This window comes from Lysinibacillus sp. 54212, from assembly GCF_036662795.1.
Taxonomy (GTDB): Bacteria; Bacillota; Bacilli; order Bacillales_A; family Planococcaceae; genus Lysinibacillus_B.
In genome coordinates this window covers 14,146-28,680 of sequence record NZ_JBAFWZ010000033.1, presented here as the reverse complement: position 1 = coordinate 28,680, position 14,535 = coordinate 14,146, and the positions used below count along the sequence as shown (strand labels likewise).

At 37.6% G+C, this 14,535-nt stretch carries 12 protein-coding genes; 4 read left to right on the top strand and 8 right to left on the bottom strand.

The features are described 5' to 3' along the window. Positions 1-167: 167 nt before the first annotated feature. Both V4T18_RS16420 and V4T18_RS16415 read right to left on the bottom strand, forming a co-directional pair. Positions 168-1,526 carry an aspartate kinase gene (locus tag V4T18_RS16420; protein WP_332651261.1) on the bottom strand — a complete coding sequence of 453 codons (1,359 nt, stop codon included), beginning with the start codon at positions 1,524-1,526 and terminating at the stop codon, positions 168-170. A gap of 531 nt (positions 1,527-2,057) precedes the next feature. Continuing rightward, a complete protein-coding gene (locus V4T18_RS16415) occupies positions 2,058-4,133 on the bottom strand; it encodes a type IA DNA topoisomerase (protein ID WP_332651259.1) in 2,076 nt (691 codons plus the stop codon). Between the two features lie 218 nt (positions 4,134-4,351). Here V4T18_RS16415 and V4T18_RS16410 point away from each other — a divergent pair, with 218 nt between their 5' ends. Then, complete coding sequence (locus V4T18_RS16410) at positions 4,352-4,750, top strand: glucosamine 6-phosphate synthetase (RefSeq protein WP_332651257.1); 399 nt, start codon at positions 4,352-4,354, stop codon at positions 4,748-4,750. A 133-nt stretch (positions 4,751-4,883) separates the two neighbouring features. Here V4T18_RS16410 and V4T18_RS16405 read toward each other — a convergent pair whose 3' ends face one another. Next, positions 4,884-5,366: a sigma-70 family RNA polymerase sigma factor gene (locus V4T18_RS16405; RefSeq protein ID WP_332651256.1), complete on the bottom strand. Its 483-nt coding sequence runs from the start codon at positions 5,364-5,366 to the stop codon at positions 4,884-4,886. Between the two features lie 492 nt (positions 5,367-5,858). Here V4T18_RS16405 and proB point away from each other — a divergent pair, with 492 nt between their 5' ends. Continuing rightward, complete coding sequence (proB, locus tag V4T18_RS16400) at positions 5,859-6,944, top strand: glutamate 5-kinase (RefSeq protein WP_332651255.1); 1,086 nt, start codon at positions 5,859-5,861, stop codon at positions 6,942-6,944. A gap of 12 nt (positions 6,945-6,956) precedes the next feature. Next, the gene (locus V4T18_RS16395; protein WP_332651254.1) at positions 6,957-8,222 is read left to right on the top strand and encodes a glutamate-5-semialdehyde dehydrogenase; all 1,266 of its coding nucleotides are present in this window, start codon (positions 6,957-6,959) and stop codon (positions 8,220-8,222) included. 45 nt (positions 8,223-8,267) lie between these two features. Here the strand turns inward: V4T18_RS16395 and V4T18_RS16390 are convergent, their stop codons facing one another. From V4T18_RS16390 to V4T18_RS16380, 3 genes are read right to left on the bottom strand one after another with little or no spacing between them, the layout of a single operon-like run. After that, a complete protein-coding gene (locus V4T18_RS16390) occupies positions 8,268-9,407 on the bottom strand; it encodes a DHHW family protein (RefSeq protein WP_332651253.1) in 1,140 nt (379 codons plus the stop codon). 12 nt (positions 9,408-9,419) lie between these two features. Then, a complete protein-coding gene (locus V4T18_RS16385; protein ID WP_332651252.1) occupies positions 9,420-10,805 on the bottom strand; it encodes an MBOAT family O-acyltransferase in 1,386 nt (461 codons plus the stop codon). A 3-nt stretch (positions 10,806-10,808) separates the two neighbouring features. Further along, entirely contained in the window at positions 10,809-11,303 is a 495-nt protein-coding gene (locus V4T18_RS16380) for a DUF4358 domain-containing protein (protein ID WP_332651251.1), read from the bottom strand. 237 nt (positions 11,304-11,540) lie between these two features. Between V4T18_RS16380 and V4T18_RS16375 the strand changes: the two genes are divergently transcribed. After that, complete coding sequence (locus tag V4T18_RS16375) at positions 11,541-12,413, top strand: DMT family transporter (RefSeq protein ID WP_332651249.1); 873 nt, start codon at positions 11,541-11,543, stop codon at positions 12,411-12,413. Positions 12,414-12,440: 27 nt separating this feature from the next. On the opposite strand, the gene V4T18_RS16370 is transcribed toward V4T18_RS16375, so the two are convergent. Then, positions 12,441-13,925 (bottom strand): hypothetical protein, encoded by a 1,485-nt coding sequence (locus V4T18_RS16370; protein ID WP_332651247.1) that lies wholly within the window; start codon positions 13,923-13,925, stop codon positions 12,441-12,443. Then, positions 13,918-14,445: a sigma-70 family RNA polymerase sigma factor gene (locus V4T18_RS16365; RefSeq protein WP_332651245.1), complete on the bottom strand. Its 528-nt coding sequence runs from the start codon at positions 14,443-14,445 to the stop codon at positions 13,918-13,920. The genes V4T18_RS16370 and V4T18_RS16365 overlap by 8 nt, the downstream gene beginning before the upstream one ends. Between the last annotated feature and the right edge of the window lie 90 nt (positions 14,446-14,535).

Here is a 14,535-nt window from a genome sequence, read left to right as displayed (position 1 = left end):
AAAGGACTTTTTTTATTTCAAGTCCCCGAAAATCCTTATAACAGGAATGCTTATTCATGTTTTTTAGCAAAGAATCCTTCAATACTTTTGTGAATAGTATACTAAATTTTTTAAAGAAATATAAAAACATCTGCCAAAAGGATGACAGATGTTAATAAAAGCTCATTTTAAGCTGTTACTGTTGAAAAAAATTCTGCATATAGCGCTTTAAGAATTTGATCCTCAAACTGTTGATTCACACCAAACACTAAGCTAACCTCTGATGAGCCTTGATTAATCATTTCAATATTTGCACCCGTTGAAGAAATCGCAGCTGTTGCTCGTGCAGCTAGACCCGTATTATTACGCATCCCTTCCCCAACAATAACAATCATCGAGAAGCCATGACGGAAGTGTGCATCATCGGCATGTAATTCGTCTTTTACACGATTGACAATTCTCTCTTCTTTTTCAGGCGTTAATTGATTTGAACGCATAATTACTGAAATATCATCTAATCCAGATGGTGTATGCTCATAAGAAATATTTTCCTCTTCGATAATTTGAAGAAGTTTTCGACCAAAGCCTACTTCACGATTCATTAAATACTTTGATACATAAAGAATAGAGAAGCCACTATCCGCTGAAATACCTGTCACTGAACGTCCTTTCTCTGTACGCATTGGCACAATACGAGTGCCCGGTGCAGTTGGATTATTAGTATTTTTGATGTTTACAGGAATGCCCTGTTTGTACACAGGCATTAATGCTTCATCATGGAATACAGAAAAGCCCGCATATGATAGCTCACGCATTTCACGATACGTAATTTCTTTAATTTCTGCAGGATTATTCACCACTTTTGGATTGGCAGAAAATACACAGTCAACATCGGTAAAGTTCTCGTACAGGTCCGCCCCTACTGCCGAAGCTAAAATTGACCCTGTAATGTCTGAGCCACCACGATCAAAAGTACGTAAAATACCAGACTTTGTATAGCCAAAGAAGCCTGGGAAAATAACTACTTCTTTTGTATTTTTTAATTGGCTTAAATTTTCATATGCTTCTGGAAGTGCAAACGTACGCTCAGGTAAATTGTTTACAACTAATCCATCCTTCGGGCTAACATAACGAGCCGGTACACCAGCTAAATTAAAGTATGCTGCGATTAATTTTGCATTATTATCTTCACCGCTTGCTTTAATGCTATCGATAAATAATTCTTTATTAGATATATCACCTGCAACGCGCTCTTGTAGGTCCGCTGCAATAACGTTAGAAATAGTGGTATCTAAGCCAAGGCCAACAGCAATATCTTCGTAGCGCTTTACAACTGTTTGAATTTTTTGTTTAACGTCCCCATTGTTTAATACCGCATCGGCTAAATCAATTAATAGATCCGTTACTTTAATGTCTTCACTTGAACGTTTTCCTGGAGCTGATACAGCTATTACTTTTCGTTCAGGATTAGCTTTTACAATGTTAAATACTTTTTTAATTTGTTCTGCACTAGCGACGGAAGTACCGCCAAATTTACATACTATCATTTCACCAGATCCTTACTTATAATGTAGTTGTACTTCTAGAAAAAACAATTGACTTTCCACAGTGTACAAATTCTACACTATTACGTCAAGACAATTCGTAAAATTCAATAATTATTTTTAGTAAAGAAGGCTAAATATCGAACTCGTTCATCTATTATATGAGAAATACACTGAATTGGTAAGATTTTTTCACTATTAAAAGTAAAATATACATAACAGAGTCAATTTTATAATTCATATTTTCATTAACAAATCCAAACCCTACAGAGAGCTACAAAACGATTATTCTCATCGTTCCGCGGGCAAGCATCAGGCCGCGCTCGTCTTGCTCAGTCCAGGTTCTCAGTTCGTTTCCTTTTCACGTTGGAACCTTAGCTCTTTAGCAAAAGGCGAATGCCGTCATCTACACTCGCCGCACTTCTCTACACTTAACTGTTCGTGAGGCTTCTAAAAAAAACTATTTATAAAATTGACAAGACAGAATAAAGATAAATGCAACCTATGCACAGCAGTTAAATTAACAGCCCTACACTAAGTTTTTTTTGCCTTTGTATCGTTAAATACAAATTGTATTTTACCATCAATTAAACGTAATTTCGCCTTCCCTTTTTTACCACTTTTCCATGTGAAAAGAATTTCTCTCGTTTGCTTTCCTGCTAATAATTTTTTAGCGTCAGTTACGGTGATTTTACCTTTCATTAACGTTTTACTTATAAACAGCTTGCATGATTTATTTGAACAAGAGTACCCTTTATAGCCTTCGATGACAGAATGTCCACAATGTATACACTTTCCAACAGAGACTACCTCTTTCTGTTCAACGTTCATCTGGAGCGCTTTAAACTTCGCTGTTGTGTCAATAATATAAGATTGCATCTCGGTATAAAACTGACGAGCACTCATGTTTCCATCGACAATGTCCTTTAGCTTTTTACTCCAAATTGCTGTTAGTATAGGGGACACAACATCATGGTCCTTTAAGCTCTGAATTACATCAATTCCAAAATGAGTTGCTGCTAATGACTTCCCTTCTCGACGCATCATTCCAATACCGAGAAGCTTTTCAATGATTTCCGCCCTTGTAGCACTTGTCCCGATTCCTTCTGCATCCTTTAGGATAGCCTGAAGCTTTGGATCCTCGACAAAACGTCCCGCGTGAAACATAGCATCTAAAAGGGTGCTATCGGTATAGCGTGAGGGAGGCTCTGTCATTTTAGATAAGATTTGTGCGTCGTTTACCCGTAGCTGCTGTCCCTGTATTAACGTCGGTAGTGGGAGCTCTTCTTTCCGTTTAAAACTTTCATATAAAATAGTGTAACCTTTATCAATAACCATATTACCAGTTGCTTTAAACTGTTCTCCCCCGCATTCGAATACGATTGCTGTTTTATCAAGAAGGTATGGTGGAAGAAAGATAGCAAGGAGACGTTTAACTATTAATTCGTATATTTTAGCTTCACCGGGTGATAATGATTTTTTACCAAGCGGAACATCAGTAAGGGTTATTGCATGATGATCTGTTAATTTTTTATCATCTACATATTTTTTAGAGCCTATTATTTTTTGTATTCTCTTAGGATTGCCCAAAATGCCCTTTACAATTTGTGAATATTTAGGCAAACTGCTAGCTGCTTGTAAATTTGAGGAGATATTTTGAGCGAAAGCAGTTGGCAAATGCTTTGATTCAGTCCTCGGATAAGTAATGAGCTTTTTTTCATATAGGCTTTGAGCTATTTTTAATGTTTCGGCTGACGTAAAACTATAAAATTTATTTGCCTCTTTTTGTAACTCTAGTAGTGAGTGCAGACTAGGAGCGAACATAGTTTTTCGTTCCGTATCTATTTGCTGTACAAACGCCGTTGGGGTTAATTTCTTCAATACTGATTCTGCCTCTTCCCTTGTATCCATCCTGTTCTTCTTTGATAATGAATCAAACCATAGTGCTTTACACAGTCCTAGATTCAGCTCAAGTTGAAAGTATGGTGAAGGCTGAAAGTTTTGTTTTTCTAACTCACGTTTTACTACAATAGCTAATGTAGGTGTCATTACACGCCCTACCTTTATCGTTCGTCCACCCTTTACTGTAGCCGCACGGGTTAAATTTAGACCAACTAGCCAGTCAAAAATCGTTCTATACATAGCTGCATTCCGTAGATTTCGAATTAATATATCATTCTCATCAATTAAATGATGAAGTGCATGCCTAATAGCACCGTCTGTCGTCTGTGATGTCCAAAACCTTTTCACCGGTAATTGACAACCTACCTTTTTATAGAAGGAATAAAAAATATTCTCCCCTTCCATGCCGGCATCACAAGCATTAATAATAAAATCATATTGATTTGATTTAAGCTGCATTTCAATATCCTTAAACACTTTATAAGCCGTCTTTTTTACACGGAATTCATAACGCTCTGGCATCATCGGCAATAAATTTAGATCCCATTTTTTCCATGCAGTGTTATATTCATGGGGCTCCTTTAATTCAACGAGATGCCCAACAAACGCTGCAAAGTCGATAGTAAATGGTAACTGGGTGGATTTATATACCTTTTGAATATCCCGCATTAGAGATGGCTTTTCTGCTATTAGTAAAGCTCTTGGCATAAAATAGCCCCTCCCTTCAATGCAAGTATAAGCCAGAACATACGTTTACATAAAGCGTTTTTTAGTATAGTAGAAGGCCAATTAATGATTCATAGAGATTGTACATCAAACGAAAGAAAAATGATATTTATGTTTAAAAGAGAAAATATTATCCCAATCTAGAAATAAATAGTTCCCCAATGTTATAATAAGAATATAAAGTATCGAGGGGGATTCTTATGAAGCTATCAAAAAGAACGGTATTGTGGATTGTTCCATTACTAATAATCGGAGCATTCTATTACTTTTATGGACCAAAGGATGCAATTACTAAAAATGATTTTATAGATTATGTGAAGCAGCAATCGCTAGTCGACAATAGTGATATATCTGCTGAGAAGGCACTAAAAAATTATTGTAAGGATTCTAATTGGGTATTTTTCAAAACACAGCGAGGCCAAAATGTAGTAGAGTTTAAAGGCGAATGTCCAGTCCAGAAGAATACACAGCCGGTGAACATTCAATTTATTATAAATGAAGAAAAAGATGATATGACTGTAGGTGTAATGCTATTAAACCATGTCCAGCAATCACCTGAAGATCGAGACAAGTATTTACAGTTAGTTTATGCAAACTAACAAGCTGTAACGATACGTTTATAACGGTAGACAACCTATGTTAAGTTTGTCTACCGTTTCTTAATGATACTCATCAGGATTATTGGTGTTTGAACAGCGAAAAATTATACGTTCATGGGCTACGATGCATCCCTTATTTATTTTTCAATTTATTTATTAACCGTTGCCTCCTCTTTTTAATAGCCTCAACAGAAAGACCTAGCTCCAACGCAATTTCTTTATTTGTCTTTTGCTCGATAAATAGCGCATATAACAATCCCCTCTCATGTTGAGAGCAGTGATTTAGTAGCACCTCTATCCTTTCATCCATGTTTAGTACGCTATGCTTTTCTTCTGCCTGTTCAATATAAAAATTCAACTTTTCGTCTTCGGTAGAAACTAAGCGAGTGCTGTCCCTATTTCTTTTCTTTAATTCATCTAAAATGGCATAACGCATTTGCCAATAAGCATAAGGCTCAAACTCACATTTTGAATGATCAAAGGATTGCCATGCCCTCCACAAAGCAATTATCGCTACTTGCTTGAATTCATCGAAATTTTTATACACCCTACATTTGAAGATCAATTTACGAATGATCGGTTCCATTTTAATATAAACTTCTTCAAAGCTATCCACTGGCCAAATTCCTTTGGACCATGCATGATCAGTTATTCCTAGGTAGCGCTAGCGTACAAAAAGCTTAGAATTTCATCAAAAAGCATTTTTAATGAAATTCTCTGTTTAAAAGCCCGTAAGCGTCATAAAACTTCTTAAAATAGCACATAATCAAATGATTCTGCCAAAAATATACAACTTCTAATTAAGAAAACAGAGTTGACAAAAAGCGAAATGTCATGCATGCTAAGTATCAAATAAGTAAAGCATCACGAAGACTATTAAGTGTTTATTGGCTGCAAAAGAGAGCGAGTCCCACCGGCTGAAAGGATCGTGCATCACCAACCACCCAACCTACTTCGTAAGCCCCTAGCAAAACTAGGCGCCGACTCAGCGTTATGAGATAAAGTGGAATGCAAAAAAGCATTCAATTTAGGTGGTACCACGGAAAAGTCGCCCTTTTCGTCCTATTGTTAATAGGATGAAAAGGGCTTTTTTATTGGAGGCTATTTTATGGAAAGAAAACGAATTGTTGTAAAAATTGGCAGTAGCTCGTTAACTAACTCAAAGGGTGAAATTGATCAAGAGAAATTTACTGATCATATTAGAGCCATTACCAGAATCAAGCAGGAGGGTCACGAGGTGCTACTCGTTTCATCTGGTGCTGTTGCTGCAGGTTTTCGCAAGCTAGGCTATTCTTCTCGTCCTGTGACCTTAAAAGGAAAGCAAGCAGCTGCAGCTGTTGGTCAAAGTGTGCTTATTCAACGCTATTCAGAGGAATTTAGTACGTATAACATCACACCTGCACAAATCCTATTAACTCGTACAGATTTTAGTGAGAAAAAGCGCTATAAAAACGCCTATTCAACATTTTCTGAACTTTTAGAACGTTCGATTATCCCTATTATCAATGAGAACGATACAGTGTCTGTTACGGAACTAACTTTTGGGGATAATGATATGCTTTCTGCTTTAGTAAGTGGACTTGTACATGCTGACCAATTAATTATTTTAACAGATGTGAATGGCTTATATGATTCAAATCCAAATAACAACCCGGATGCAAAGCGTATCGATCATATTGAGGAAATTACAGAGGAAATGCTTGGATTCGCTTCAGGTGCTGGCTCAAAGGTAGGTACTGGCGGAATGCAATCAAAGCTTTTAGCCGCACGCTATGCAATGAATGCCGGAGTAAAGGTATTTGTCGGTACTGGCTTTGGTGAGGATAAGCTTCAAAATATTTTAGAGGGCAACGGAGATGGTACCTATTTTGAAAGTGAAACATGCACCATCCTACCTAGCAATAAGCAATGGGTAGCCCTCACTGAAGTATCTGGAAAGCTATTTATTGATGAAGGTGCAGTGAACGCAATTGTGTCAGGCGGGAAATCTCTCCTTCCTGCTGGTGTATATGCATTCGAAGGGAACTTTGAAAAAGGTGATGTTGTTGAGGTGTATGACCGTCATACATGTATCGGTCGTGGAGAAGTGCTCTATTCAAGTGAGGCACTTGAAAATGCAATGGGAAAACGAACTGGGGAGCTTGATGACTATCCGATAGAAGTTATTCATCGTAACAACTGGGTGAAAATTTAAGGAGGTTTAGAAATGGAAAATACAATTATTGAAAATGAAGTAATCTCTAAGGGAAAGCGCGCAAAAGTAGCTAGCTTTCATATGAATACAAAATCAACAGAACAAAAAAATGCTGCTCTCATCGCTATTGCTGATCAGCTGTTGTTAGATAAAGAAGGCATAATAGAAGAGAATAAAAAAGATCTAATAAACGGTAAGGAGACTGGACTTTCCGACTCCACGCTAGACCGTATTATGCTAAATCAGGACCGAATTAGTGCAATGAGTGAAGCGATTCGCTTATTAGTTGAACTACCTGACCCAGTTGGCGAAGTACTAGAGGATATTACAAAGGAGAATGGCTTACGTATTTATAAAAAGCGCGTACCATTAGGCGTCATCGGTATGATTTATGAGGCACGTCCAAATGTAACGATTGATGCTGCAACTCTATCAATTAAAACAGGCAATGCAGTTCTTCTTCGTGGGAGCTCATCAGCAAAATTTTCAAATATCGCATTAGTCTCTTCGATTCATCGAGCATTAGAAAAAGCCGGATTACCACAGGATGCTGTTCTTTTAATAGAAGACACAAGCCGAGAAACAGCGAAAACGCTATTTAATCTTAATGAGTATTTAGATGTATTAATCCCACGTGGTGGTAAAGCGCTAATCGATACCGTCGTTCGCGAGGCAAGCGTGCCAGTACTAGAAACAGGTGCTGGAAACTGCCACATTTTTGTTGATGAGGCTGCCAACATCGATATGGCAACTAACATCATTATCAATGCGAAAACACAACGCCCTTCTGTTTGTAATGCAGCGGAGAGCTTATTAATCCATAGCGATTTCTTTACCTCTCACGGGAAAGAATTGTTAGATACTTTAGTTGCCGCTGGAATTCAAATTTATGGCGATGAACAAGTTTGTTCAAAATTATCTTCTGCATTACAGGCAAATGAAGAGCACTATGCTGAAGAGTTTTTAGCACTTACGTTAAGTGTAAAGGTTGTCGAATCTGTTGAAGAGGCAGTTATGCATATTAACAAATACGGCACAAACCATTCAGAAGCAATCATAACAGAGGATGCAGATAATGCCGCATTATTTTTAAATTCCATCGATGCAGCAGCTGTATACCATAATGCCTCTACCCGCTTTACAGATGGCTTCGAATTTGGCTACGGTGCTGAAATCGGGATTTCCACACAAAAGCTACATGCTCGTGGTCCAATGGGATTACCAGCACTTACTTCCACAAAATACTACGTATACGGCGAAGGCCAAACTCGTGGCTAATTTGAAAAGGGCAGTACAGTTTTCATTGAACTGTACTGCCCCTCTTTAATTCAATTTTAACAAGGATGTGTCATTCGTTATCGAAGTCGTATTAAACAAAAATAGCACGTCTTTTATTTCATTATCAGCAATATATTGATGGATGCTGCCGTTATAATAGCGAAGGTCTATCACATGAATCTCCGCAACATGCTCTGTAAGAAACGGGAGTACACTATGTGCAAAGGAATCTTTTATGACTAATAGTTTCTCCTGCTCCATCCTTTGCGGGCTAAGCTCCGTCTTCAGCTTCATTAAGGCATGTACCCCGCCTAAGAAATATGAATATTGATCTTTCTTTTTTAAAAATCTACTATCATACATACTCGAAAAGGTTTGATCGCTATCCGCAATATACATGCTAGTTTTGACGGCTTCCTTACGAATATATTGTTCAATCGTATCCGGTTTTACCACGATAAATTGCCCTTTCGTATGATAGCTCCCTAAAAACGATTCACTCACCGTTCGTATTTGATAATCCTCCTGAGAAAACTCCTGCCATCCTTTGTGTTCTGCAAAGGCAGTATAAGCTAAATAAGCTCCGAATGTTGTCCAATGATGATCTGTCCGGTAATAAATTGATTGGGCGGCATGCCTTGTAAGAAAATCAAAGCCATCGATAAAGGCTAGCTCATTGTCCATATGTTGATGGATGAATCGATGTACCTCCCTTTGCGGATACGACGGTGCTAACCATGGTAAACGCTCAGGATATAGACCAATCGATGTAGGTGCAAGCATGAATGTCATATTCACATTTGGAAAACTTCTCTCAAAGGCATTTACCGATTCAATATTCTTGAGCACCTCTGTAAAATCTGGTTCTTCAAAAACTTGGAATAAATACCCATCCCTTCCGAAATAGATATCATTATTTTCTTGTTGCAATCTCACCTTTTCCGAAGCAGACTTAAGCCATAGCCATTTTTCACGGAATGGAAAATGATCCGTAATAAAAAGCTCTGATTCCTCAGCAAATGTATTGGATATAATATTATCCCACGTTAACTGAGGGGCACGCTGCAAATACCTATTTTCAAGCTCTGAGAAACGTTGCTGAGGTAAGAGGAAAAAGAGGAGCGGGATCAAAAACATCGAGCCCACAAAACCCAAAATTAATAATCGTTCTGCTTTAAAGTTCATAAATTCCCCTCCCTAAAAACGAAAATATAGGAATGGATTAAACGTTGCATCAACCAAATAAGAGATAGAAAGAACATAGAGAAAACCATACCAAGCAACTTGACCAAACGTCATTTGTTCTGTCACAACTTTATGTTTTTTCGGTAATGATGCAATAAGTAAGATAATAAGGAGAACCGCATTTGTATAGAGTAGATAAATTGTCGTAGAATCCCATAACGATTGGTGGTTGAACCCCACCATTGCCTTCAGATATTCGATCATGGACGATAGGTCTTCAAAGGCAAACAGTACCCAGCCAAATAAAATGAGAACAAGAGCATATACATGTCTTACCCACCGAGGTAATGCACCAAGTAGCTTTAAACCCCACCATTTCTCAAATATAAGAATAACTCCAAAATATAGACCCCACAATAGGAAGTTCCAGCTTGCACCATGCCATAAGCCCGTCAGCATCCACACAATTAAAATATTTCGAATTTGTTTCATTAGCCCTTGGCGATTTCCACCAAGCGGAATGTAGACATATTCTCGAAACCATGTGCCGAGTGAAATATGCCATCGCCTCCAAAAATCAGTAATACTTTGTGCCACGTAGGGCTTATTAAAATTTTCATTAAAGCGGAAGCCAAACATAAGACCAAGACCGATTGCCATATCAGAGTATCCACTAAAATCAAAATATATTTGAAAAGCGAATGCAATAATACCAAGCCAGGCCATGAGCATTGGCATCGAATTGATATTAGAGCTCGAGATCGTATCCCAAAGCATCCCGATATTGTTAGCAAGCAACACTTTCTTTGCTAAGCCAATAATAAAACGACGAACACCTTGAGCAAACATTTTACTATTCTCTTTTCGATGATGAAGCTGTTCAGCAATCGTATTATATCGAACGATAGGGCCGGCAACTAATTGAGGGAATAGGGATATATAGGTCCCAAAATCAATCCAATTCCGCTGTGCACGAGCCTCCCCTCTATAAACATCGATAATATACGACATCGATTGGAACGTATAAAATGATATGCCTATCGGTAAAGGAAGATCCGTCATCGGAATCGTAGTCCCTAAAAATGCATTAATATTCTCAATAAGAAAATTGGCATACTTAAAATAAAACAACACTAATAAATTAACTATGAGTGAGAGCGTAACGATCAACTTACGCTGGAATGGCGTTTTCTTCGGTTTGTCGAGTTGCAAACCGAAAAAATAATCCGCCACCGTGGAAAAAAGCATAATGATGATATAGACTGGCTCACCCCATGCATAGAACACCAAGCTCGTTAAGAATAAAATACAATTTCTCATTCGTCTCGGCGAGCAATAGTAAAGTATTAAAACAACCGGTAAGAAGAAAAATAAAAACAGTAGGCTGCTAAATACCATAGCTTATTTTTCAAAGAAGCTATGGTATATTTTCACAATCTCATCCGCTTGATCAGAAATAACAAATAATACATACTTTCCTTTTGTCACAACTTTATAGTTTTTCGCATTCTCATATTGATCTGGAAGGTAAGTTTCAAATTGTTTTTGCACAGCCTCTGCTCTTGCTTTTACGGCATCTTCTACCTCAGCAACATCTTTTTCATCCTTCACTTTAAAAATAGCTATTTCATTTGTCTTAATATTCATCATTGGAATTCTAATAGACAATTCCTCAATCTTGTCCGTATTCAGAGTATAAAAATCCTTCACCTGGTCCGGTTGTAATTCCATAAGTGCTGGCTGCTCAACCATATCAAGCATTTTATCGATCATTTCCTTTGCCGATAATTCCGGCTCCTCATATTTCGCTGTCTTTTTTTCTTCCGATTGTCCGCACGCAGACACTACAATTGCCACCATCGCGACTAGCAGCATCGTTAAAAATTTGTTTTTCATTGTAAATTCTCCTCTTTCTTTCTATGGATTCAGGGATTAGACGTATGTCGCTTAAAAACGTTACAAGAAATTTTAAAAATAGTATGATTTGAGGAAAGTATGCTTCACGTTAAAACTTTTATGCTTATTTTACTTTCCAAAATTATGTTGATAGAAAGAGAGCGTCTATTATATATAGCGTGTACTACTAGCCATAATTTGGTATAGTAAATTCATTCTGTAATTGGAGGGACATCAATGAATATAGCAGCAATGATAAAGTTAACGGTTGCAATGGCTATTTTTGGATCGATTGGATTTTTTACGATACATACTGGCATCCCTGCTGTTGAGCTCGTTTTCATTCGCTGCATTTGTGCAACCCTATTTCTTGGCGGGATGTGGCTAATCGTTGGCGGGCATAAATCAGAAAAGTGGAATAAAAAGGAGATCGAAAAAACGCTCCTATGTGGGATTTTCCTCGTGCTTAATTGGGTGTTCTTATTTAAAGCCTTTGAGGAAATGTCAATCTCAATTGCCATTTCGATCTATAATCTGGCACCGATTTTCGTTCTTATTTTAGGTGTTGTGCTTCTTGCTGAAAAAATGTCCTTTGGCGCTATACTTGCAACGATTGTTTGCTTCATTGGAAGTATTTTAATTGTTGGATTAGAAAACTTTTCCTCATTTAATGATTTTGCGAGCTCAGGATTTGGGTGGGCATTGCTATCTGCTGTTTGCTATGCACTTACTGTATTTATTAGTAAAACGATTTCAGGGGTTTCCTCATACGCTTTAACATTTCTTCAAACGATTGTTGGGATCCTTATGCTGTTCCCATTTTGTGATTTTACAGTATTTGAGGGGCTCACGACTACGAACTGGCTTTACATTTTAGGGACAGGCATTATTCATACAGGCTTTGTTTATTATTTATTCTTCGATAGTATTCGTAATCTCTCTACAGTTGTAGTATCTGTTTTAGTATTTGTGGACCCTGTCGTCGCCATATTACTTGATGTGCTTATTCTTTCATTTAGTCCATCAATCGTGCAAATTGCCGGCATCCTGCTTATTTTTGGCAGCATCCTGTATACGGTCTACTATCCTACAAAAGTAAGCCATCGGTGAAAACATTCCGTTCTCACCGATTTCTTTTTAATATTTCGTTGATATAAATTTTACCTTCCAGCCATTCTCATTCACCATTCCCCACACAAAGATATTAGATTCACTGAAGGGATCTTTTACTCGTAGTTCATTTGAAGCTTTATCAAATTGTGCTGATTGTAATAAATAAGCATAATATTTGGCTTGCTGCTCCGTATATTGTGTTTTTATTTGCTCCATATAGCTGATAAAATGCTCATATGAAATAGACTCATTATATAAAGAATGTGCCACTTTATAGTCACCTTTGGACATGGCTAAAAGTTGCACTCGTGCAACCTGTAACGGGGGCACATCCTCCTCTAGTTCTTTTCCCGATTCCAGTTGTTCATACAACGCCCATTCATCACTCGACCAGTCAACTTCTACATCCATAATATGATAGCCGCGCACCTTCCCAAGAATTTGGCTCTTCGGGATTATACCACGCACCCCGTCACTGCCCCAATTATCAGGCATAACAAATACTTCATCTTTTCCTATTGTTCCGTAATGAATCGTTTCCTCGAAAGGGTAATTTACATCTCCGTTGACTTTTCCAGTTGTAAAATAAGAAGGAATATTATAATTGTTTATTAAAATAGTGCCTTCTGTAACAGTTATGTCATAAGAGTTATTACTAGAGTTAACTTCGATAATCCTTGTAATAGTTGGTCCATTCTCTCCCTCCACTAAAATGACATCTTCTACACTAAAATCATTGTTTGAATAATAGTCCGGATCAATCACTAACGAAAACTCGCTATATTCATTTCCACCGAGATTCATTGCATCTCCACTAAAACTCATCACATAATCATCACCTACTGGCTTATAAATTACTGGAACAAGTGTAGGAAATCCAAATGAAGAATCAAATATTCTTGTTTTCTTCCCGTCCTTTTCAGCAAAAACAGGTGTTCCATTAGAGTTTGCAATTCCGTACCAAAATGTTTTCCCTTTCACTTCGATTGTTTTCACTGCCTCGTCTCCAACATATAGTTGTTCCGAAGAGTCATCTAAAATACCACTAAAAATAGAGAAACCGTCCATTACTGAAGATGTCCATTTACGAGGATATTCATCATTTAATAGTGCACCCTCACCCGTTGAAGCTATCTTCCACTTCTTATCTTTATACTCCATATAATCTAGGCGCACAATCCCTTTATCTACAAGACTTATAATCAATGCATCATTCTTTTCTCGGAATGGCAGCTCTGTATGGATGACTTCTACCTTCGTTCCTTCCCATTTAGAAGTTATTTTTTCAAACTCTTCCTTCAGACTAGCAGTTGTATAAGCTGGAGATGTTTGAAAGCCATTTACTATAAAAAACAGGGCTATTATAGAGATACAAGCAACTAATGCAATGGGCAAAAGCTTGCGTGATTTTTGTGGTTGTTTTACTTGCTCAATTACCTCTTGCTTTTTTCTATTCGATAGACGAACATCTCCGAATACTTTGGCACGTTCCCTCTGAAATTTACTCATACCGTAACACCTCCCAGTCTCTTTCATTTAATCTGAGCTTTAACATTTCTCTGGCACGTTTGAGCCTTGTTTTCACAGTATTTTCGGATAGTCCAAGTAAACTTGCTATCCCGGCTGTCGTCAACTCTTCGTAATAGAATAGGATAATTGCTTCTCGGTATTTTAAAGGCAGCCCGAGTACTTGTTTTGTAAGCTCTGTCTCATCAAGTGCCCTCAGTATTTGGTTCTCTACAGTAAGCCCAGTAGAAGGTGCTTTGCCTAGTAAGAGTTGTGAAAATACCTGACTTTTCCCCTTCCAGCTTCGTAAATAGTCGTGACAAGTGTGTATCGTGATCTTTCCTAAATACGTTTTTAATGACGCCTCACCTTTAAACTGCTCATGATATCTAAAATATTTTATAAAGCTTTCTTGCACTATATCTTCAGCAGTTGCCCAGTTTTTCACATATAAATAACTAAGCTGCAATAAATAGCCGCTGTATGTATCCATTACTTCGTTCATTTCTTTTTCTACCAGCAAGCCGCCACCTCCTTTTTCACCGCATAGACGAATGAATCCCTAAAATAGTTTCATAAAATTTTTATTCAAGCAAAAAAGGACAATCGCTAT